Source organism: Pelagibius sp. 7325 (assembly GCF_037652055.1).
In the GTDB taxonomy this organism is placed as follows: domain Bacteria; phylum Pseudomonadota; class Alphaproteobacteria; order Kiloniellales; family Kiloniellaceae; genus Pelagibius.
Window position 1 is genome coordinate 777,605 of record NZ_JBBKAH010000003.1, and the last position, 19,764, is coordinate 797,368.

Here is a 19,764-nt window from a genome sequence, read left to right on the forward strand (position 1 = left end):
GCCTGGCGCTAGTGATCCAGTGGCACCCAGGCCGCATTACGCTTCGCGGACTTCACGCAGGCCGAAACGAACTGCACGCCCTTCAGGCCATCGCGCACGCTGGGATAGATGATGCCGTCGGGTGTTGGCTTGCCGTCGCGGGCCGCCAGGATCGCCGCGGCAGCCTCGCTGTAGATCGTCGCGAAGGCTTCCAGGTAGCCTTCGGGATGACCCGGCGGGATGCGGCTGGCCCGCGCGGCCGCGGCACCCGCTCCAGCACCGTTGCGGGTGAGCAGCCGCTTGGGTTCGCCGAACGGCGTGTGCCAGAGGTAGTTTGGATCCTCCTGCGCCCACTCGAGCCCGCCCTTCTCGCCGTAGACCCTGATGCGCAGCGCATTCTCGTTGCCGGGCGCCACCTGGGACGACCACAGCATGCCCCGTGCGCCCCCCGCGAAACGCAGCATCACGTGAGCATTGTCATCGACCCGCCGCCCCGGCACGAAGGCCTGCAAGTCCGCGGCGAGACTTTCGACCTCCAGGCCGGAGACGAAGCAGGCCAGATTGAAGGCGTGGGTACCGATGTCGCCCGTCGATCCGCCGGCCCCGGACTGCGCCGGATCGGTGCGCCAATTGGCTTGCTTGAAGTCCTGCTCGATGGTGAGCCAGTCCTGCGGATACTCGACCTGAATCACGCGGATCTTGCCGAGTTCACCCTCCTGCACCATCGCGCGTGCCTGGCGCACCATAGGATAGCCGGTGTAGTTGTGAGTCAGAATGAAGAGGGCGCCCGAAGCCTCCGCCGCCTTCACCAGCTTCTTGGCATCCGCCAGCGTCGACGTCAGCGGCTTGTCGCAGATGACGTGGATACCGCGCTTCAGGAACTCGCGCGCCGCGGCAAAGTGCACATGGTTCGGCGTCACGATGGAGACCGCTTCGATGCCGTCCTTGCGCCGGGCCTCGCGCACCGCCATCTGCTTGAAGTCGTCGTAAACGCGCGGAAGGCCGAGCGCCGCCCCGCTGGCCTGAGACTTCTCGGGCGTCGCACTGAGCGCCCCGGCCAGCAACTCGTACTTATCGTCGACGCGCGAGGCGATCCGGTGCACCGCGCCGATAAAGGCATCGTTGCCCCCGCCCACCATGCCGAGACGGATGCGGCGCCCGCGGTCTTCTGTGCTGCCTGCGATCGGCATTCGGTACCTCCTCTTGGCTTTCCGCGCACTGCTCCCCGATGGACCGGCCGGCGCCGGCGTCAGCCGATGCCCAGGGCGCGCCGGTTGGCGGCCTCGTCCGCACCGCCATCCGCGAAGTCGTCAAAGGCGCGCTCCGTCACGCGGATGATGTGATCGGCGACGAAGCGTGCGCCTTCGCGCGCGCCGTCCTCGGGATGCTTGAGGCAGCACTCCCATTCGACCACGGCCCAGCCTTCGAAATCATTGGCCGCCATCTTCGAAAAGATCAAGCCGAAGTCGATCTGTCCGTCGCCCAGCGAGCGGAATCGCCCGGCGCGGTTCACCCAGGACTGATAGCCGGAATAGACACCCTGCCTGCCCGTCGGATTGAACTCCGCGTCCTTCACATGAAACATCTTGATGCGGTCTTTGTAGATGTCGATGTGATCGAGATAGTCGAGGCACTGCAGCATGTAGTGCGAGGGATCGTAGAGCATGTTGCAGCGCGCATGGTCGCCGAGCCGCTCGAGGAACATCTCGAAGGTCACCCCGTCATGCAGGTCCTCGCCCGGGTGAATCTCGTAGCAGACGTCGATGCCGCAGTCCTCGGCGTGATCGAGGATCGGGCGCCAGCGCGCGGCCAGCTCGTCAAAGGCGGTCTCGATCAGGCCGGCCGGGCGTTGCGGCCAGGGATAGACGTAGGGCCAGGCCAGTGCCCCGGAAAAGGTCACATGGGCACTGAGCCCCAAGTTCTTCGAAGCCGTCAGGGCCTTCATCACCTGGTCGACGGCCCAGGCCTGCCGCGCCTTGGGATTGCCGCGCACCGAGGGATCGGCAAAGCCGTCGAAGGCCGCATCATAGGCCGGATGCACGGCAACCAACTGGCCCTGCAGGTGGGTCGAAAGCTCCGTGACCTCGATACCGTTCTCACGCGCCTTGCCCTTGAAGCTGTCGCAGTAGTCCTTGCTCTCGCAAGCCTTGTCGAGATCGAACAGGCGCCGGTCCCAGCTGGGCACCTGAACGCCCTTGTAGCCGCAGTCGGCCGCCCATCTGGTGATGCTGTCCCAGGTGTTGAACGGCGCCGCGTCACCGGCGAACTGCGCCAGAAACAGCGCAGGGCCTTTGATCGTTTTCATCTCTTTCCTCCCTCTCCGCGCCCGTTACTCCGGGGGCAAGTTTTCGTTCAGATAGATGTCGATGCGAATGCGTTCCTGCGTGGGATCGTAGGGGACATCGTCGGCGGTCGCCTTCAGCAGGCGCACCGCCGAGCGGACCAGATGGCCGGTGTCCTGCGAGATCAGGGCATCGAAGGTGCCCGCGCTGAGCGCGGCGCGCGTCATCGGCGTCAGTTCGTGGGCGATCACCACAAGATCCTTGGGGACCCCGGCTTCCTCGAGGAAACGGACCAGGCCGGCGTTGCCCGCCGCCGAGGAGTAGATGCCGCAAAGGTCAGGGTAGCTGGCGAAGACGTCGGGCAGCAGCCGGTGGATAAGGCCGGGGTCGTCGCGCCCCTCGATCGAGGCGACGACCTCCAGTTCCGGGTAGGCCTCCTGCATGACCTGATCGAAACCGTGGCGGCGCTCCAGGTGGTCGCGCGCGAGGCGGGATCCGGTGATCACCAGAATCTGGCCCGCCCGTCGGACGAAGCGGCCCATCAGGCGGGCCGCCGTGCGCCCGGCCGCGACGTTGTCGATGCCGACGAAGTGATCGCGCGCGGAACTCGGCAGGTCGGAAACCAGCGCGACAATGGCAATACCCTTGTCCCGCACGCGCCGGACCGCGTCGCGCACGGCCGGCGTTTCGGGACTGAACACCGCGACGCCGTCGGTGTCGGCGGGCGCCAAGCGGTCGAGGATGGCGACGATCGCCTGCGGGTCGAAGGGAGTCGCGGTGATCGTGTGCAGGATGGTCCGGTCATGCGCGAGCTTCTGGCCCTGCAGCAGGATCTGGTCACGCAAGGCGAGGACGAACTCGTTATCGGTCGCCGGAAGAACGAACAGCAGGTTGTATACCCGCCGCCGGGCAAGGTTGGCGGCGGCCGTATCGCGGATGTAGCCCAGCTCGGCGATCGCCCGCTGGACCTTTTCGACGGTCGCCGAGCGCACGCCGGGCCGGGCGTTCAGGACGCGGTCTACCGTCGCAAGGCTGACCCCGGCCACACGGGCAATATCGTTGACCGTCGGCTTGTCGGAGGTTTTCAGATCGGCTGGATCCAAGACGGCTTCAAACCCTCATATTCTCAGCAAGACCTTCCAGCAGCAGAGCGACGGCCTCGGCGCCCGGATCGTTGTAACCCTGCAGGTTCTTCTCGGGCACATAAGCCGCCCGTCCGGCCTTGGCCCGGTGGATCGCGGCCGTGCTGTCGGCGCCGGTCCGCGCCGCAGCGGCGGCAGCGGAGAGGCCATGCTCCAACGCCTCCAGCGCCGGGGCCAGGGCATCGATCATCGTCCGATCGCCGACCTGGGCGCCGCCCACTTCGCTGACACGGCGCAGCCCCTCGCGCAAGGCCTGGTGAACCGTCTGGCCGTTGGCGCAGGCATCCCCGGCCGCATTGAAGTAGATCGCCAGAATGACGCCCGACGATCCGCCCATCGTCTGGCTCAGCTCATTGCCGAGCGCCGGAAAGAGTTGGGTCAGATCCGCCAGCGGCATGCGGTCCAGACTGCCCTTTAGCGCGCGCGCGGCGGTGGCCAGGGTGCTGCCGGTGTCGCCGTCACCGGACTTGGCGTCAAGTTCATTCAGCTTTGCTTCGGCCGCGATCAGCAGATCCGCCACGTGCTCCAGGGTGGCGCGGATGCGGGGGTTGACGGAAGGGATCGGCTCGATCGGCGTCAGGCCGTCCGGCAGCGGAGCGACCGGCACGGCGACTACCTTGTTCATGCCCGGCCACGCCGCCATCGGCACGGGGGCAGCCAGCGCTGCAAGTTCGGCATCGTCGGCTTCGATGATGGAGACGGAGAAGCCGTGCATATCGAGCGACGTCATCATCGGGGCAGGCCCGATGACCTGCTGCGCAACGCCAGCCTCGGCCAGGGCATGGGCGAGCACCGCCATCTCGAGCGGCGTGGTGGAGCCGAGATTGTTCAGCAGCGCCACCCGTGTTCCCCCGCCCGCGCCGTCGAGATACGGACGCAGCTTCTCGAGCACGATGTCCACCGCTGACTTGGCGCCGGTGAAATCCACCTGCTCCACGCCCGGCTCACCGTGAATGCCCAGGCCCAGCTCAGCCTTGCCTTTCGGGATCCTGTCCTCCTTCGGCGAGCCGGGGACCGTGCAGGTGTCCAGGCTCTTGCCGATGGAGGCGATTTTGGCGACGACCGCCCGCGCCTTGGCGGCGACCTGCCCCAGGCTTTCCCCGGCCTCCGCGGCGGCGCCGGCGATCTTGTGTACGAACAGGGTCCCCGCCACACCGCGCGGCTGCGGCAGATCGGGCAGCGCGATGTCGTCGTCCACCACCACCATCTCGACCTTGCGGCCAAGGGCGCGGGCGCGCTCGGCCGCCAGCCCGAAGTTCAGCCGATCGCCGGTGTAGTTCTTGACGATCAGCAGGCACCCCGCTTCGCCCGTCACCGCCAGGATACCGGCGAGCACCGCCTCCACCGACGGCGAGGCGAAGACCTCGCCGCAGACCGCGGCCGTCAGCATTCCGGGGCCGACGAAGCCGGCGTGGGCCGGCTCGTGGCCGGAGCCGCCGCCGGAGACGAGCGCGACTTTCGTGCGCTCCCAGTCCGCCCGATAGACCACCTTGATGTGCGGATAGCCGTCAAGCCGGGCCAGCTTGCCGCCCGCAGTGGCGAGAAGGCCGTCGAGCGCCTCGGTTACCAGCGCTTCCTTGGCATTCACGAACTGCGCCATTCTCTCCCCTCCCTCACCGAATTCTCAGGCCGTCGGCATCGAAGAACAGCGGGTTCTTCGGCGCGATGGCGATGGATTGCCCTGATTCGAGCGACGTATGCGGATCCGTCAGAGTCACCACGTCGTATCCTGCGAACTTCAAGTGCAGGCGCGTCTGATCGCCCAGGTGCTCGACCCGCACGATCTGCGCGTCCTTGCCGTCACCGATGCCGACGTGCTCCGGCCGCAGGCCGATCTGCACCGCCCCCGGCGGCGCCGCCTCGCCGAACAGCCCTGCCGGCAACAGATTGATCCGCGGCTGGCCCAGGCGCGCGGCGACATAGGTCGTATGGGGGCTCTCGTAGACTTCACGGGGCGTGCCGAACTGCACCAGCCGCCCGTGATCGAGCACGCCGACATGGCTGGCCATGGTCATCGCCTCGATCTGGTCGTGGGTGACATACAGCAGCGTCGCCGCCATCTCCGCATGGATCCGCTTCAGTTCGATCCGCAGGTCGGCCCTCAGTTTCGCATCGAGGGAGGAAAGCGGCTCGTCCATCAGGTAGACCGCCGGATCGCGTACCAGCGCCCGCCCGATGGAGACACGCTGCATTTCGCCGCCGGAAAGCTCCGTCGACTTGTTGTCGAGCTTGTGGGAAATGTGCAGCACCTCGGCCACCTCCGCGACCTTGCGGGCGATATCGGCGGCCGGGGTCCTCAGCACGGGTGACTTCAGGGGAAAGGCGAGGTTCTCGCGCACACTCAGGTGGGGATAGAGCGAATACTGCTGAAACACCATCGCCACGTCGCGTTGCGCCGGCGTCTTCCGGTTCACCCGCCGGCCGCCGATGCTGATGTCGCCCGCGTCGGCCTTCTCGAGCCCCGCGATCAGCCGCAGGGTCGTCGTCTTGCCCGCGCCGGTCGGCCCCAGAAGCACCACGAAACTGCCGTCGGGAACCGTCAGGTCGACGTCACTGATTGCCTGCGTCTGGCCGAACGACTTGCTGACGCCAGCGAGCACGACTTCAGCCATCGCCCAGCACCCCTTCATTCAGTTCGGAACGCAGGGCGCGTCCCGTGGCCGCCTCGAAGAGCGATATAGTCCTTGCATTGAAGCTGAGGCCAACGGTCTCGCCGGTCCGCACGGGCTGGTCCGAACTGATCCGCGCCTTGAGATCGCCATTGTGGGACCGCAGAGTGACGATCTGCGTGGTGCCGAGGTACTCCGTTGCCAGCACCTCCGCGCGGTAGCCGCCGTCGTCAACCAGGCGAATGTGTTCCGGCCGCACGCCGAACAGCAGATCCCCCTGGGCGCCCTCGCGCAGCACCGGCACGGCAAAGCTGGCGCCATTCAGCGCGACCCTGTCGGCGCCCGCCGCGAGCCGGCCGCTGAAGGGCAGGAAGTTCATCGGCGGCGAGCCGATGAAGTCGGCGACGAACACCGTCGCCGGTTTGTCGTAGATCTCCTGCGGCGGCCCAAACTGCTCCACCACCGCATTGTTCATAACGACGATCTTGTCACCCATCTGCATGGCCTCGAGCTGATCGTGCGTCACGTAAACCGTGGTGGCGCCCATGCGGTCGTGCAGTGCGCGCAGCTCCTCGGCCATCTGCTCACGGAACTCCGCATCGAGCGCCCCGAGCGGTTCGTCCATCATGAAGGCCTTCGGTTCACGGACGATGGCCCGGCCCAGCGCCACGCGCTGGCGATCGCCACCGGAAAGCCCTCCTACCGGGCGGTCCAGGATGTCCTCGATACCGAGTATCCTGGCCACTTCGGCCACCTTCTCTCGTATCTTCGCCCGCGGCATTCCCTGACTGACGAGAGGATAGGAGATGTTCTTGCGCACGTTCATGTGCGGATAGAGCGCGAACATCTGGAAGACGAAGGCGATGTCGCGTTCGCGCGGCCGCTTCTGGCTGATTTCCTCGCCGTCGAGGTAGATTTCGCCGCTGGTGGGAAGCTCCAGGCCCGCAATCATCCGCAACGTCGTCGTCTTGCCGCAACCGGACGGCCCGAGCAGCATGAAGAACTCGCCGTCCTCGATTGTGAACGAGCTCTCGCGCACGGCCGTGAAGTCGCCGAACTGCTTCTTGAGATTCTTTATGACGATCTGCGCCATGGCCTACTCGCGAAAATGGCTGACGACGATGAACATCACCGTGCCCAGCAGCGTGACGAAGAACGAGTAGGTGAAGGCCCACAGCACGAACGACTGCATCAGCATGAATACGCCAAGCGCGATCAGGATGGTGGCAACGATCTCCCACGGTCCTCGCCGCAGCCGCAACAAGCCTCGGATAAAGCCGCTCATTTGCGCACCGCGCCGAAGGTAATGCCGCGCAGCAGGTGCTTGCGCAACAGGATGGTGAAGATCATGACCGGCAGCAGGAACAGGGTGGCGCCGGCCGCGACCGCCGGCCAGTCCAGGCCGCCGACACCGATGATCGTCGGAATGAAGGGCGGCGCGGTCTGCGCCGTGGCCGAGGTCAGCAGCACCGCGAAGGCATATTCGTTCCAGGCGAAGATCAGGCAGAAGATCGCGGTCGAGGCGATACCCGTCGCCGCCTGGGGCAGCACCACCTTGTAGAAGGCCTGGAACCGCGTGTAACCGTCGATCAGCGCGGCCTCTTCGTACTCCCGCGGGATCTCGTCGATGAAGCCCTTGAGCAGCCACACCGCCAGCGAGATGTTCACCGCTGTATAGAGCAGGATCATACCCAGATGCGTATCGGAGAGTCCGAGCTGGCGGTACATCAGAAAGATCGGGATGGCCACCGCGATCGGCGGCATCATTCGGGTCGAGAGGATGAAGAACAGAAGATCGTCCGCCAGGGGAATCTTGAACCGGCTGAACGCATAGGCCGCGAGTGTTCCTAGGAAGATCGAGAGGAAGGTCGATCCGAAACCGATGATGACCGAATTGAGAAAGCGTTCGCCGAACTTTGACGGCCCGACGATGACCATGTCGTACTGGCGGACGATCTCGTCATACCATGTCTGCGGCGGATTGCTTGCGAGGAAATCGTCGGTCTGCCGCGTGCGCTGGGTGAAGAGATTGACGTAGCCTTCCAGCGTCGGCTCGAACACCAGCTTGGGCGGATAGGCGATGGCGTCCGACGGTGACTTGAAGCCCGTCATCAGGATCCAGAGCAGCGGGGCGAGGGTGATCACCGCGTAGAGAACGACCAGCGTTCCGGCGGTCCACTTCGCGCGCCCCGACGCTTGCGTGATAGAATGGCCGCTCATCGCTGCTTCACCCGGTTGAGTGCTTTGACATAGATGCTCGCGAGACCGAAGACGGTAACGAACAGGATGATCGCATAGGCGCTGGCGTAGCCAGTGCGCCACTTTTCGAAGGCCTCGCGCTTGAGGTTGATCGAGGTCAGCTCGGTCGTGGAGCCGGGACCGCCGCCGGTCAGCTGGACCACGAGGTCGAACATCTTGAAATTCTCGATGCCCCGGAACAGGACCGCCAGCATCAGGAAGGGCAGCACCATCGGCACCGTGATCGTCCAGAACTGCCGGAACCTTGAGGCGCGGTCGATCTCGGCCGCCTCGTAGATGTAGTTCGGGATCGACCGCAGGCCCGCGAGGCAGATCAGCATCACGAAGGGCGTCCACATCCAGGTGTCGACGATCACGATGGCCCAGGGCGCCAGGTTGACCTGGCCCAGCATTTCGAAGCTCGACGGCTCGGCGCCGCTGAAGAAGGCGACGACGTAGTTGAAGAGGCCAATCTGCGGCTGATAGAGGAATTTCCAGAAGTTGCCGACGACCGCCGGGGACAGCATCATCGGCAGCACGATCATCGTCGTCCAGAAGGCATTGCCTCTGAAGTTGCGGTGGATCAGCCAGGCCAGCGCGAAGCCGAGCAGCACCTGCAGGACGATCGTCCACAGCAGGAAGTGGGCGGTGGCCTGCATGTTCAGCCACACGTCGCTGTCGGTGAGAATGCGCTCGTAGTTGCGCAGGCCGACATTCTCGACTTCGCGGCCCAGCCGGTTCGCCTTGTAGTCGGTGAAGCTGAGCTGGATGGTCCAAATCAGCGGAAAGATGTTGATCGCCAGCAGCAGGCCGATGGTCGGCGCCACGAAGATCCAGGCGATCGCACGATCCGACAATCCGCGAATGCGGCGCGCGACCCGCTGTGGCGTCGCCGCGGCGACGCGATCGAAGGCTCCGATGGACATCTCGTCTATCCGCTTCCCGGTTTCGATCAGTTCCCGGGGAAATCGCGTCCCCGGAGGAGAAGGGGCAAGGCCGGACCCGGCGGACCCGGCCTTGCCAGGATCGGTGCTACAGCTTGCCTTCGTCCTCGAAGACTTCCGTCCAATCCTCGATCAGCTTGTCCAAGGCTTCCTTTGCGGTGCCCTGATCGGCCACGACGTAGTCATGGATGCGCTTCTGCATGGCCAGAAGCAGTTCGGCATAGGCTGGCTCCTGCCAGAAATCCTTTACGTCATTCATGGCCACCAGGAAGTCGCCGGCGAAGGGGGCGCTGTCCTTGAAGCCGGGGTCGTTGAGCACGGCGTTGTGGGCCGAATAGCCGCCGAGTTCCCACCACTTGGCCTGCACCGAGGGCTGAGCGAACCACTTGATGTACTCGAGGGCCGCATCCTTCTTTTCGGAGTAGGTGACGACCGAGATGCCCTGCCCGCCGAGGGTGCTGCCGGCCACGTTCTGCGGCGGATTGACGAAGAAATCGATCTTGTCGCCGCCGGTTGTGGGATCGGCATAGAGCCCGGGGAAGAAAGCGAACCAGTTCATCGCCATCGCCACCTGGCCGGATTTGAAGGCGTCGAGCGACTCGCCCATGTAGGAGTTGGTGTAGCCCGGCGGCGTCGCGGTCTTATAGAACTCCTTGTAGAATTCCAGTGCCTCGACCGCCTCGGGCGAGTTCACCGCGCCTTCCATCTTGTAGGTGCCCGGCTCGGACTCGTACTGGAAGCCCCAGGGATAGAGCGCGGAAGTCACCCCCATGGTGATTCCTTCGGAACCCCGCTCGGTGAAGATGGCTGCCCCGTAGACGGTCTTGCCGTCGATCTCGCGGCCCTGGAAGAACTGCGCGATCTGCAGGAGTTCCTTCTGGGACTGCGGCTCGCGCAGGTCCTGGCCGGTCTTTTCCTTGTAGGCCGCGCGGATGTCGTCGCGCGCGAACCAGTCCTTGCGGTAGAACCAGCCGTTGGCATCGCCCATCGCCGGCAGTGCGTAGTAGTTCGGCGTCCCCTTGGGCCAGGTCGAATAGGCATAGACGGTGGCCGGCGCGAAGTCGTCCATGCTGATGCCGCTGGCATCGAAGAAATCGTTCAGCTTGACGTAGTGGCCGTTCTCGGCGCCGCCGCCGATCCACTGGCTGTCGCCGATGAGAAGATCGCAGAGCTTTCCGCCGGAGTTCAGTTCGTTGAGCATGCGGTCGGCAAAGTTCGGCCAGGGCACGAACTCGAAGTTCATCGTGTGGCCCGACTCGGCCTCGAATTCCTTGGAAAGCTCGACCAGGGCATTGGCCGGATCCCAGGCTGCCCAGCACAGCGTGAGAGTGTCGGCCGAGGCGGCCGTGGGCAAGGCTACGGAAACGGCAAGCAGCGCGCCGAGACCGGCGGCTTCCATTCTTTTCATCATTTCCTCCCTGTTGCGGCGCATGTGTTTCCTGCGCTCATCCCAGAGACGTTAAATGCGTTACGTACCTCAAGTCAACGAACTTTTGAGGTGCGTACATCAGAATGCAGCTGGGGCAAGCCGGCCCGAGACCGTTTCAGGAAGACATCGGGAAGATTGCCCAATGGAAACGTCGGATTAGAACAGGCGCCAGCCCCACTTATTGAAATATCGAGCAGCCGAGCGGATGAAGTTCAGAACGCCACTGAGACTCTTGTGAGCCTCCCGCTGCCAGCCATGCAGCACCAGAGCATCCGGGCAGTAGATGGTCCGCCATCCCGCCCGCTGCAGCGCGCGTGACAGGTCGGCGTCCTCGAAGTAAAGGAAATAGCGCTCGTCGAAGCCGCCGACGGCCTTCAGAGCGCCCGTACGGCACGCCATGAAGGCACCGCTGGAGAACGGCACGTCACACGGTTTGTCGTAGCCGACATCCAGCATCTCGTACCGCTCCATCCGCTTCCGGAAGACCGGGCGCAAGGGGCGGGGCATGAAGCGGCGCAGGAACAGATCCCACAAGGTCGGGGGGCGCCGGTTCAGCGGTTGCAGGCGGCCATCCTCGAAATGCACACGCGGACTAACGATGGCCACGTCCGGCTGGTGCCGCAGGACGTTGACCAAGGCGTCGAGCGCCCCCGGCATGACCGTGATGTCGGGATTGCAGAAGACATGCCATGTGCTGTCGACCATAGCGAGGATCTTGTTGTGGCCTCCGCCGAAGCCCGCGTTGCTGTCGTTCACCACCGCCGTGACACGCGGATCGCCCGCCGCCAGCCGGGCATTGACCTGCGCGGTGTCGTCAGGGCTTTGGTTGTCGATCAGGATCACTCGCCCGTCTACGTCTTCCGGCATTGCCGCCAGGGCCGACAAAACCGCCGTTTCCACCAGGCCAGCGCTGCGGTAGGTGACGATGCCTATGGTCAGACGTTCCCTTTCCGGTGTCATGCTCGCTCGAACACCCCATAGACGCAGTACTGGCTCATGCGCGCTTCGAGCCAACTACTGCGAAAAGGCATATGGAAGACCGTGCGGGTGGTAAAGCCATAGGTCTCGACCGTGCGGCGCAGTGCCCCCTCGTCATAGAAAACTTTATGGTCCGGATCGGCGGCGAAACCCCGCCGGCCCGGGACCCCGCAAACAAACGTGCCGCTGGGTGCCAGTACGCGGCGGACCTCGCCGAGGATCGGACCGGGCTCGGCGATGTGCTCCAGAACGTTGTCCATCATCGCGCCATCGAAGGCCGCGTCGGCGTAAGGCAGGCGGTCGGGAGCCATCTCCCGCGCGTGCAGGCCGCGCTTCCGGCACAGCGCAACGGTGTGCGGGTTGACGTCGACGCCTTCGGTATCCGGGCGGAAGGCCAGCATATCGCCGATGCCGCAGCCAATATCCAGAACATGCCCGGTCAACTGGCGGCAGAGGCGGGGGTAAAGGACATACCGGCGGTATAGCAGTCCCTTCCAGCTGCGTTGCTTGAGATAGTCGGCGTAGTCGAGTTGAGAGTCGGTCACGTCAGGCCTTCCGAATTTCGGTTTCCGCGGCCTCGGCGGCGGCGCCGTGGCCGGTCTCGACCAAAGCCAGCATGCGGCGGGCGGCCTCGCTCTGGCGGCAGTTCGCCGGCAGCAGACTCTTGCGGCCCGGCGGCAACGAACGGGAGAGGATTGCCGCCCGCTCCATGGCGGCGGCACACTCCGCATCATCGGTGAACAGGGTGCCGTTGACTCCGGGCGTCACGACCTCGGCGTTGCCGTCTACATTGCGCAGGACACAGGGAACGCCCAGATGCAAAGCCTCCAGCACCGCGCGCGACATGCCCTCCGATAACGAGGGCAGGACCATGGCGTCGGCAGCCGCAAGCAGCGGCCAGGGCTCGGCGAGGTGGCCGTGCAGGACGGCACGATCCCCGAGGCCCAGGCTGCGGATTTCCGCTTGCAGATCCGCCCGCAAGGGGCCTTCGCCGATCAGGTCCACCCGGACGTCGTGCCCAGCGCTCAGCAGGGCGGCGGCGGCATGCAACACAAGGTGGGCCTGCTTGCGCCGCGACAGGCTGCCGACAAAGGCGAAGCGCCATTCCCCTGCCCTGGCTTCTGTGGCGCGGAAGCGCTCCACGGCGGGCTCGTCGATGAAGTTGCCGATGACCACGGGCATCTGGCCGCAGAACGGAGCGACCTGCCGCGCCATGCTGGCGGTCATGGCGGCAACGTGATCGAGTCCGCGCAGTGCGGTCAGATGGGCCAGTGCCAAGGGCAGGCCCTTGGGGCCATAGTCCATGCGGTAGTTGCGGGGCAAATTGCCGCGCACGCTGGAGCAGGTAACGGCCGCGCGGCGACACATCAGGTTCACCGCGTCGGCGGACAGACAATAGGAAATGGACGCGACGGAAGAGCGCCCGCCGGCCTCCTCCAGCATCGCCCGGTAGGCGCGCACCGCCCGCACGCCACCGCCCAATGTCCGCACCGCGACGGCCGGATTGATCGGAGCCTCGACGCCAGGACCGGGCTTCACCGCCACCAGCGTCGTCGGCCGCTCCGTTGCCAGCGCATTGGCCAGGGCCACGGCCCCTTTCACGGGGCCGGTCGGACTGAACGACGGCACCAGGATGAAGATTTTGCGCATCAGGCCCCCGCCGCCTCCAGTATACGCTTGGCGCGGACCGTCCAAGTGTGGTGCTCCGCGTAGTCGGCGTGTCCGGCCGCCCCCAAGCTCCGCGCCAGAGAGGGGGAGGCACACAGCCGGTCGAGGGCGGCGACCCAGTCGTCGACCACGGCCGGAGTCACCAAGAGTGCGTTCTCGCCATGGCGCAGGACCTCGCGCAGTACCGGGAGGTCCGAAGAGATCAGCGGCGTGCCGGAGGCCAGGTATTCGAACATCTTCATGGGTGACATCCAGCGGGCGGTATCGCGTCCCGCAACGCCGATAGAAACCTGCCGCTGGTAAGGCATCAGGAGCACGTCGCATGCTGCCATGGCTCGCTGCGCCATGGCATGAGGGACAAAACCCATGAAATGGAGGTTCGGCAAGCAGTTGGCGTCCCGGCGGGCAACAATGTCACCCTCGTTGCCGCCGAACACCAGGAAACCGGTCTCCGGCCGAAGGCGAGCCATGCCTTCGATCACCTCGATGCCACGGCCCGGATAGAGATGGCCGAAGTACCCGCAAACCGTTCGGTAACGGCTCAGGTCAACTCCCGGCGTCACGTCCTGCAGTGCGGCACGCTTCTCCGCCGCCGCCAAGGGCGTGATCCCCTCCGGCGCGGCGTCGTGCAGGACCAGGGCGTTGGCCGGCGCGATACCATGATGCTCGGTCAAAATCTCGCGCAGCTTCTCAGAGATCGTCAGTGTGAGGACTCTGGGATGCGCAATAATCGCCCGTTGCAAGCGCCGGCGGACGCCATGCTCCAGGTCGTGAACTTCGTAGACAAGCTGGCGGCCACGCAGGACCGCCAGCGCGTAGGCGGCATAGAGATTGCGCGAGAGAACGACGTCGGGCGGCGGTTCCTGCCGCGCCGCCACGGCCAAGGATTTGAGGGCGATAGCAACCGTATCGCCTCGCGTAGCCTTGCGGAAGAAGGTCTCCAGCCGCACCCGGTCGAATGCAACGCCGTAGGCCTCCCGCACCGCCGCCGGCAGCGCCGCCGCATCCGCGAGCGTGCGCTTGGCGACCAGGGTCACCTCGGCCCCCAGCCGCGAAAAGCCGTCGCACTGATGGGCCACATGAACGGAGTTAGCCGTCCGTGAGGGCAGCGTCGACGGGGAGAGATAAAGGACGCGTGTCATGCACCCAGTATTCCAAAAACCTCGGTCTGGCCCAATGCGGGATGCAGCCGACCCGCGAAACGGTGCAGGACGTGCCGAGGGAAGTAAGGGCTGACCGTGGTGGCGCGCAGGGGGCGGAAGCCCGCCGCGCGAATCAGCGCCTGGAGCGAACGGGGCGTGAAACCGTGCAGGTGCTCGAAGGGCGCCATTATGTGCGGCCGCACGCCGTCGTAGGGCCAGTCGCCCCAGACGTTCGACCGCATGGCTTCCTTCGCCAGGTTTGGAACACGCACAACCAGAAGCGTCGTAGCCCTGCACAGGGGTCGCAGACGGCGCAGTAAGAGCTGCGGCTCGGGGACGTGCTCCAGCACCTGCTCCAAGTGGAGGACGTCGAACTGCCGGCCCAGAAGCGCCCCCTCGTCCGTGACGACCTCGAAGTCCTCATCCTGTTGCTCCACGCGGTGTGCGTGGGGTTCCAACGCCGTGGCGGTGAAACCGGCACGGACCGCGGCCGTTGCCCAGCGCCCTGTGCCCGAACCGTAGTCCAGGAGTGCGAGCCCGCCACCCGCCTCCGCCGGGACCGCCAAGCGTGCGGCGATGGCGCGTATACGCGCCATTCGGTCCACCATGGAGGGCGTCGCTCGGCCGTAGCTTTCCACCGCGGCCTGGGTCGCGTTGCCGAAGGGCACGGCAGCTGCGTACATGCCGGAGAGCATCTCGCTGTCCGGGATTTCAGCATACCAGCAATGGGTACAGCGATCGCACGTCAGGACACGCAGATCCATGCTCTCCGCGAGGACGTTCAGAAAGCCGTTGTAGCGGCGTTCCGAGAAGGCGAGCAGCCGGCGCCACACCTCAGCCGAGGGCCCGGCCACAGTGCGGGTCTCGGCGCTTTCGCAGGCCGGGCAGGTGTCCAGGCGTATCACCGATCGACGGCCTTTACCTCCGGCGCCGCGTCATGCGCCGCCGTTCCTGTCCGCAGAGCCGGATGCCAGCCGATCCCGGGATAGTCGATGAACCCCCAACGCTGCGCCGCTGCCGGTTCGAACGCCGCTTCAATGCGCGCCAGCGTCAGCATGCGGAACCAGGAATCCCACAGGTCGCTTTCATGCCACTGGCGCTGGTAGCGGCTCCAGTGCGTATTGACGCGGTCGTGCGCCGGTCTCTGAAGCGCCAGAGCGTAACGCGTTCGCTCTTTGAGCAGCGCAGGATTGCCCAATGCGCGCCGGATCTGTCCGGCGAAACGCAGGAGATTGGCGGGAGAACGGGGCCGCACGTACAAGGACTCGCAGAACCCGCCGTCGGGACACTGTTCCGAAAGCAGGGTGGCGGCAGTCTTGCGCAGGAGAGACGCTGTCTCGGCGTTGGGAATGCTCCCGTTGGGCGTCAGCACGAAAACGGCGTCGTAATCGTAGCAGCCGCCGCCACCCGGGTACGGGGCGAAATGGCCTTGCGGGTCGGCCAACGCGCTCACAGCATCCACGGCGCCACGCTCGCGCGGATTCTCCACCGCCAGATATTCCAACACCTCGTACTGATGGTAGCCATTCTGGAAGTGCAGGTGAGTCGGCCCGGCGTCCGATCCCCAAAAACCCCAGCGGTTCATCGACCGGAAGTGCAGATCCACCCACTGCTTCAGCAAGTGGTCAACGTCGCGCCCCAGGCGATCACGGGCATGGCAGAGGAAGATCGCCAGGAACAATGCCTGATTGCCGCTCTGTGCCTTGCCGCCGAGGGCACCGACCGCGTGCAGGGCCTGTTCCATATCGGCGGGCAGTTGCTCCACCACCAGGTCCGCCAGCACTGCATCGTCGAGGGCCTCAAGCACGGCCAGCGCACTCAGGGTGAAGGCGAGAAGCTGGCGGTAGGCCTTGCCGCGGGGGACGTCCTCGTGCGCGGCCCGCGCACGTCGGATATTGTCGACCAGCGCCGTAACGCAAGCGTTTCGTTCCGCGTTCAGGGTGCTTTCGTCCCGCAAGAGGTGCAGGCCGAAAATGCCGAAGCAGAGGGCATACGGCGTGGCTTCAGCCCGGGGGGTGAGGCGGAAACCGGCCGGGCCCTCCCGGCACGCGTCGAGAAACGCCCTATAGGCCGCGCGCGCCGCGTCGGGCACCGTCACTACGTCGAGGGATGTGCACGGGGTGGTCATTCGGGCTGGCGCTCGGTTTGGTACAAGCCACGGCCGAGAGCACGCGCCGTCATAGCGAAGATGCCGAGGAAGATGCTGCCCAGCAGAATGATGACGATATGGCGCGGCTCAATACCGGCGGTCTCTACGGTCGGGCTCCAGGGTGCAATCCGCGTCATTTCCCACTGTGTCTTCGCTTGGTTCAGGACGCGGATTTCCTGCCCGATTTCGTTGAGCTGGACCCTTGCCAGCACACGAACAAGCGCTTCTTGTCGTGGAAGTCCTTCTTGGACATCGTCGGTGGGCGGGTCGGCCTGCCCAGCGAAGAGTTCCAGCGCCTCCCCAAGAAGCTGCGCATTGGCCGTTTTTGTTTCTAAAACACTGGCCATCCAGGTCTGAAACTCATCCAAGCTGGCGCGATGATATTCAAGAACGACGTCGGCTACCTTCTGCAATCGGGCTTCTGCCACTTCCAGTGTGTCACCACGACAACCGAGGCGAAGAATATCCCGCTCGCGAACGACCAGCAGAGCGGAGCAGTGTCTCGCAAGTCCCAGTTCGCTCAAGGCTTGCTCGTTCAGAAGGTGCTCCAACATGTCCCCGTCCGGCGGAAGGTACATTCGCAACAGGTCCGGCTCGTCGGAACGGGTAAAGCCAAGAAGACGGGTAAACCCCAGAAGATAGTCGGCCTCAACCCTCGTTTCCGACCTCGATGAAGCCACCCAGGCAATACTGATCAGCGCGACGGCTGCAGCCACACCCAGACCAAGAAGCCAATGTGAGCGCACGGCGCGCAGGGAAAAATAAATGCCTGTGTACTCAATGCGCTTCTCAGCCATGTTGAACTCCGAGTTCACTCGCGCTTCGGGGTGACCCCACGTTGTGAGCTGCTACCGCCATCAGCAGCCCCATCCAGGCCCATAGATCGTTGGTCACCGCCAGCATGCCCAGAAAAAAGAAGGGTATCAGGATGGACAGGCGCGGATCATATCCCCGGCACTGCCTCAAAAAGAACAGCAGCGCAATTAAATAGGGTACCACGCCCAAGATGCCGTATGCCGCAAAGGGAAAAAGAAGATAGGTGTGAGAAATGTACGGTCCGGACCTGCTCTCTTTGACCACCTGGTAGCCCTGCCCAGTGATCGGCGCACGCAGGAACTCCTGAAAGAGAATTCTGTTCGCATCCTGTCTATAGTTGAGGCTGGCCCTGTCATCGTTGCCAAAAGGTGCCGCATCGCCGTCGGAATCCAGTGCACGCATCTCGAGTGCCATCGGATGCGCGGCGACAGCAATCACGCCGACGACGGCGCAAACGAAAGCCAGAAGCCTCCGCTGAAGATTTACGAACACCGCAGGGACAGTGCTGACGGCAGCCAGAGCCAGAAAAATGACCGCCGCCGCACGCGCCTCGTTTAGCCAAATGTGAATGATCACGATACCCGGAAGAAAAAAGTACCTCCACTTGGCACTGCCCACTGGCCAGACGAACCAGACCAGAAAGAGAACCAGCAATCCGAGAAGGGACAGCCCATTGCGACTGCGCACTTCGGCCATGTTCAGGAGGGGAACGGCAAAGCCGACGTCATCGAGCGCCAGCACCAGGAGATGGCCGGAGACCACGACAGTGAGCACCGCGACGGCCGTCTGCACGAGGGTATGGGCGCCGAAAACCTGCACGTGCTGCCGAATCACGATGTACCCAACGAACACCACAAGATTGGCTGTGACAAGCGTGAAGTCCGCCGTCCGTCCCTCCCCGGGCAGGAACGTCTCAAGGAAAATCCAGAACCCCATGACGCCAATGAACAACAGGTCGAAAGTGTCCGGAAAAATACGTACACTACGCTCTCTGAGCGCCGGCATGTACACCATAGGCAGCAGCAAAACCATCGGCATCAGATAAGGCGGCTGCCCGCCCAGCAGGGGGAGCGGCAAACTCATCATCTCGATGACTAACCTCGGCAGGTCCAGCGCGAAGATCACCAATAGCAGCGATAAGATCGCGTCGGCATGGCGTCGGGAAATGACCATCAGGCCGCCCCGACCCGCGCTGCGCACCTCAGATCCCCTTCCACTGCCGCAATCAAGTCTCCTTCCCGGTCCTGCGCGGTGACGATATCGGATCCACGTGCGCCGCGGGCAGGATCTCCATCGCAATACGGGACCGCAAAAAACTTCAGATTCAAGTCGAGCAGCGAAGCGGACCGCGGGCGCTCTTCAAGGTCTCGCGCGCGGGCATCAGGGTTCACGCAGTTGAAAAATGGCAAGCCAAAGTAAAGCGTGCTCCAGATCGTATTGCTGAGCCCCCCTATCACACCTTTGCGCACGCCAGGCAGAAATGCCTCCAGTGAAAATTCGGCATGCGGCGAGAGGGCACTCATCGGCTGCACGCGGCGACGGACCGCGGCGAACAGCATGGCGGTGTAGAGGCAGTCCAGACTTTTTCCCAGCCTGCCCCGCAAGCGCCCCGTCAGCGTGCGCAGCAATGATTCGGCACCTGGCAAGTGCTGCAGAATTCGGCCGAGCTGGGTGTAGCCATTCGGCTCAAAGTAATCGCGTTCTTGGCCGTTGTGCGGCTTGTAGGCGATCCGGTCACCGGCGGGAATGCGCGAGAGCAGGCGCAACACGGTTTCAAGAAAGGTATGCTTGTGGTGTTCGGTGGGAAAACTAAAGCTCGTCGGCGCCACCACCAGCCAGTCCACCGCGAACTCCGGGAACACGGGGTGCGCCGCGAAGGGAAGCCCCACTTGCACGATCTCGACGCTGTCATAAACGTCGGTACCGCCCCGCTCAGCAATGAGGAAATCCATGAAGCGGCGACATGGGATATAGACACGCTGCAGGTCGAACTGACGCACGAAGGCATCGTGTACCGGGAGACCGACCATCGCAAAGTTCATCAGGCCGACACGCCGACGTGCCTGAATCAGGTTCATGACACGGCGAGATGTGTCGTCGGCATATATGCGTTGCTGAACGATCAGAAGACCAGCTTCAAGCGGGCCCGCGTGGTCGTTCACCAACTCCGCCCCCAGGTTTCGGCAGACCTCAATGAAGCTGTCCTGGTTCCCGCGGTTTTTTCGCGCCAGATCTGGGTCCATCGGTGTAACGTACAGGCCGATGCGCCGCTTTCCCGAAAAACTGGCCAGAATACTCAGATAAGCCGCAGCCGACCGGAAGTAATCCAGCACGAGGATAATGTCATACCGTTCGGCGGTCACGGTCGGGGCTCCGTCTTTTCCGAGG

19 protein-coding genes are annotated in these 19,764 nt (G+C 64.4%); all 19 read right to left on the minus strand.

Going from position 1 to position 19,764, the window contains the following annotated elements:
* Positions 1 to 8: 8 nt before the first annotated feature.
* Complete coding sequence (locus WDC82_RS12685) at positions 9 to 1,169, minus strand: Gfo/Idh/MocA family oxidoreductase (protein ID WP_340117686.1); 1,161 nt, start codon at positions 1,167 to 1,169, stop codon at positions 9 to 11.
* A 59-nt stretch (positions 1,170 to 1,228) separates the two neighbouring features.
* Positions 1,229 to 2,284, minus strand: a complete 1,056-nt coding sequence (locus WDC82_RS12690) for a sugar phosphate isomerase/epimerase (RefSeq protein ID WP_340117687.1) — start codon at positions 2,282 to 2,284, stop codon at positions 1,229 to 1,231.
* A 24-nt stretch (positions 2,285 to 2,308) separates the two neighbouring features.
* Positions 2,309 to 3,364, minus strand: coding sequence for a LacI family DNA-binding transcriptional regulator (locus WDC82_RS12695; protein ID WP_340117688.1), 1,056 nt, complete (start codon positions 3,362 to 3,364; stop codon positions 2,309 to 2,311).
* Positions 3,365 to 3,371: 7 nt separating this feature from the next.
* Positions 3,372 to 5,003: a dihydroxyacetone kinase subunit DhaK gene (locus WDC82_RS12700; RefSeq protein WP_340117689.1), complete on the minus strand. Its 1,632-nt coding sequence runs from the start codon at positions 5,001 to 5,003 to the stop codon at positions 3,372 to 3,374.
* Positions 5,004 to 5,016: 13 nt separating this feature from the next.
* A complete protein-coding gene (locus WDC82_RS12705) occupies positions 5,017 to 6,015 on the minus strand; it encodes an ABC transporter ATP-binding protein (RefSeq protein WP_340117690.1) in 999 nt (332 codons plus the stop codon).
* A complete protein-coding gene (locus tag WDC82_RS12710) occupies positions 6,008 to 7,105 on the minus strand; it encodes an ABC transporter ATP-binding protein (RefSeq protein ID WP_340117691.1) in 1,098 nt (365 codons plus the stop codon). Before WDC82_RS12710 ends, WDC82_RS12705 begins: the two co-directional genes overlap by 8 nt.
* 3 nt (positions 7,106 to 7,108) lie before the next feature.
* Positions 7,109 to 7,273 carry a hypothetical protein gene (locus tag WDC82_RS12715; protein ID WP_340117692.1) on the minus strand — a complete coding sequence of 55 codons (165 nt, stop codon included), beginning with the start codon at positions 7,271 to 7,273 and terminating at the stop codon, positions 7,109 to 7,111.
* Between the two features lie 20 nt (positions 7,274 to 7,293).
* On the minus strand, positions 7,294 to 8,232 hold the full coding sequence (locus WDC82_RS12720; protein WP_340117693.1) for a carbohydrate ABC transporter permease: 939 nt from the start codon (positions 8,230 to 8,232) through the stop codon (positions 7,294 to 7,296).
* Positions 8,229 to 9,176 (minus strand): sugar ABC transporter permease, encoded by a 948-nt coding sequence (locus WDC82_RS12725; RefSeq protein WP_340117694.1) that lies wholly within the window; start codon positions 9,174 to 9,176, stop codon positions 8,229 to 8,231. The genes WDC82_RS12720 and WDC82_RS12725 overlap by 4 nt, the downstream gene beginning before the upstream one ends.
* A 106-nt stretch (positions 9,177 to 9,282) precedes the next feature.
* A complete protein-coding gene (locus tag WDC82_RS12730; RefSeq protein WP_340117695.1) occupies positions 9,283 to 10,602 on the minus strand; it encodes an extracellular solute-binding protein in 1,320 nt (439 codons plus the stop codon).
* A gap of 177 nt (positions 10,603 to 10,779) precedes the next feature.
* On the minus strand, positions 10,780 to 11,583 hold the full coding sequence (locus WDC82_RS12735) for a glycosyltransferase family 2 protein (protein ID WP_340117696.1): 804 nt from the start codon (positions 11,581 to 11,583) through the stop codon (positions 10,780 to 10,782).
* Positions 11,580 to 12,146, minus strand: a complete 567-nt coding sequence (locus WDC82_RS12740; RefSeq protein WP_340117697.1) for a class I SAM-dependent methyltransferase — start codon at positions 12,144 to 12,146, stop codon at positions 11,580 to 11,582. Before WDC82_RS12740 ends, WDC82_RS12735 begins: the two co-directional genes overlap by 4 nt.
* Before the next feature lies 1 nt (position 12,147).
* Positions 12,148 to 13,251: a glycosyltransferase gene (locus WDC82_RS12745; RefSeq protein WP_340117698.1), complete on the minus strand. Its 1,104-nt coding sequence runs from the start codon at positions 13,249 to 13,251 to the stop codon at positions 12,148 to 12,150.
* The gene (locus tag WDC82_RS12750; protein ID WP_340117699.1) at positions 13,251 to 14,411 is read right to left on the minus strand and encodes a glycosyltransferase family 4 protein; all 1,161 of its coding nucleotides are present in this window, start codon (positions 14,409 to 14,411) and stop codon (positions 13,251 to 13,253) included. The genes WDC82_RS12745 and WDC82_RS12750 overlap by 1 nt, the downstream gene beginning before the upstream one ends.
* Complete coding sequence (locus WDC82_RS12755) at positions 14,408 to 15,316, minus strand: class I SAM-dependent methyltransferase (protein WP_340117700.1); 909 nt, start codon at positions 15,314 to 15,316, stop codon at positions 14,408 to 14,410. The genes WDC82_RS12750 and WDC82_RS12755 overlap by 4 nt, the downstream gene beginning before the upstream one ends.
* Positions 15,313 to 16,539, minus strand: coding sequence for a hypothetical protein (locus tag WDC82_RS12760; protein WP_340117701.1), 1,227 nt, complete (start codon positions 16,537 to 16,539; stop codon positions 15,313 to 15,315). The genes WDC82_RS12755 and WDC82_RS12760 overlap by 4 nt, the downstream gene beginning before the upstream one ends.
* Positions 16,536 to 17,357, minus strand: coding sequence for a hypothetical protein (locus WDC82_RS12765; RefSeq protein WP_340117702.1), 822 nt, complete (start codon positions 17,355 to 17,357; stop codon positions 16,536 to 16,538). The genes WDC82_RS12760 and WDC82_RS12765 overlap by 4 nt, the downstream gene beginning before the upstream one ends.
* On the minus strand, positions 17,350 to 18,549 hold the full coding sequence (locus WDC82_RS12770; protein ID WP_340117703.1) for a hypothetical protein: 1,200 nt from the start codon (positions 18,547 to 18,549) through the stop codon (positions 17,350 to 17,352). Before WDC82_RS12770 ends, WDC82_RS12765 begins: the two co-directional genes overlap by 8 nt.
* Complete coding sequence (locus WDC82_RS12775) at positions 18,549 to 19,739, minus strand: hypothetical protein (protein ID WP_340117704.1); 1,191 nt, start codon at positions 19,737 to 19,739, stop codon at positions 18,549 to 18,551. Before WDC82_RS12775 ends, WDC82_RS12770 begins: the two co-directional genes overlap by 1 nt.
* Positions 19,740 to 19,764: the final 25 nt, after the last annotated feature.

Bases quoted from the DNA above. Each gene is read 5' to 3' on its own strand.
- WDC82_RS12685 (WP_340117686.1), bottom strand. From the start codon at position 1,169: ATGCCGATCGCAGGCAGCACAGAAGACCGCGGGCGCCGCATCCGTCTC.
- WDC82_RS12690 (WP_340117687.1), bottom strand. From the start codon at position 2,284: ATGAAAACGATCAAAGGCCCTGCGCTGTTTCTGGCGCAGTTCGCCGGT.
- WDC82_RS12700 (WP_340117689.1), bottom strand. From the start codon at position 5,003: ATGGCGCAGTTCGTGAATGCCAAGGAAGCGCTGGTAACCGAGGCGCTC.
- WDC82_RS12705 (WP_340117690.1), bottom strand. From the start codon at position 6,015: ATGGCTGAAGTCGTGCTCGCTGGCGTCAGCAAGTCGTTCGGCCAGACG.
- WDC82_RS12710 (WP_340117691.1), bottom strand. From the start codon at position 7,105: ATGGCGCAGATCGTCATAAAGAATCTCAAGAAGCAGTTCGGCGACTTC.
- WDC82_RS12720 (WP_340117693.1), bottom strand. From the start codon at position 8,232: ATGAGCGGCCATTCTATCACGCAAGCGTCGGGGCGCGCGAAGTGGACC.
- WDC82_RS12725 (WP_340117694.1), bottom strand. From the start codon at position 9,176: ATGTCCATCGGAGCCTTCGATCGCGTCGCCGCGGCGACGCCACAGCGG.
- WDC82_RS12730 (WP_340117695.1), bottom strand. From the start codon at position 10,602: ATGAAAAGAATGGAAGCCGCCGGTCTCGGCGCGCTGCTTGCCGTTTCC.
- WDC82_RS12735 (WP_340117696.1), bottom strand. From the start codon at position 11,583: ATGACACCGGAAAGGGAACGTCTGACCATAGGCATCGTCACCTACCGC.
- WDC82_RS12745 (WP_340117698.1), bottom strand. From the start codon at position 13,251: ATGCGCAAAATCTTCATCCTGGTGCCGTCGTTCAGTCCGACCGGCCCC.
- WDC82_RS12750 (WP_340117699.1), bottom strand. From the start codon at position 14,411: ATGACACGCGTCCTTTATCTCTCCCCGTCGACGCTGCCCTCACGGACG.
- WDC82_RS12760 (WP_340117701.1), bottom strand. From the start codon at position 16,539: ATGACCACCCCGTGCACATCCCTCGACGTAGTGACGGTGCCCGACGCG.
- WDC82_RS12765 (WP_340117702.1), bottom strand. From the start codon at position 17,357: ATGGCTGAGAAGCGCATTGAGTACACAGGCATTTATTTTTCCCTGCGC.
- WDC82_RS12770 (WP_340117703.1), bottom strand. From the start codon at position 18,549: ATGGTCATTTCCCGACGCCATGCCGACGCGATCTTATCGCTGCTATTG.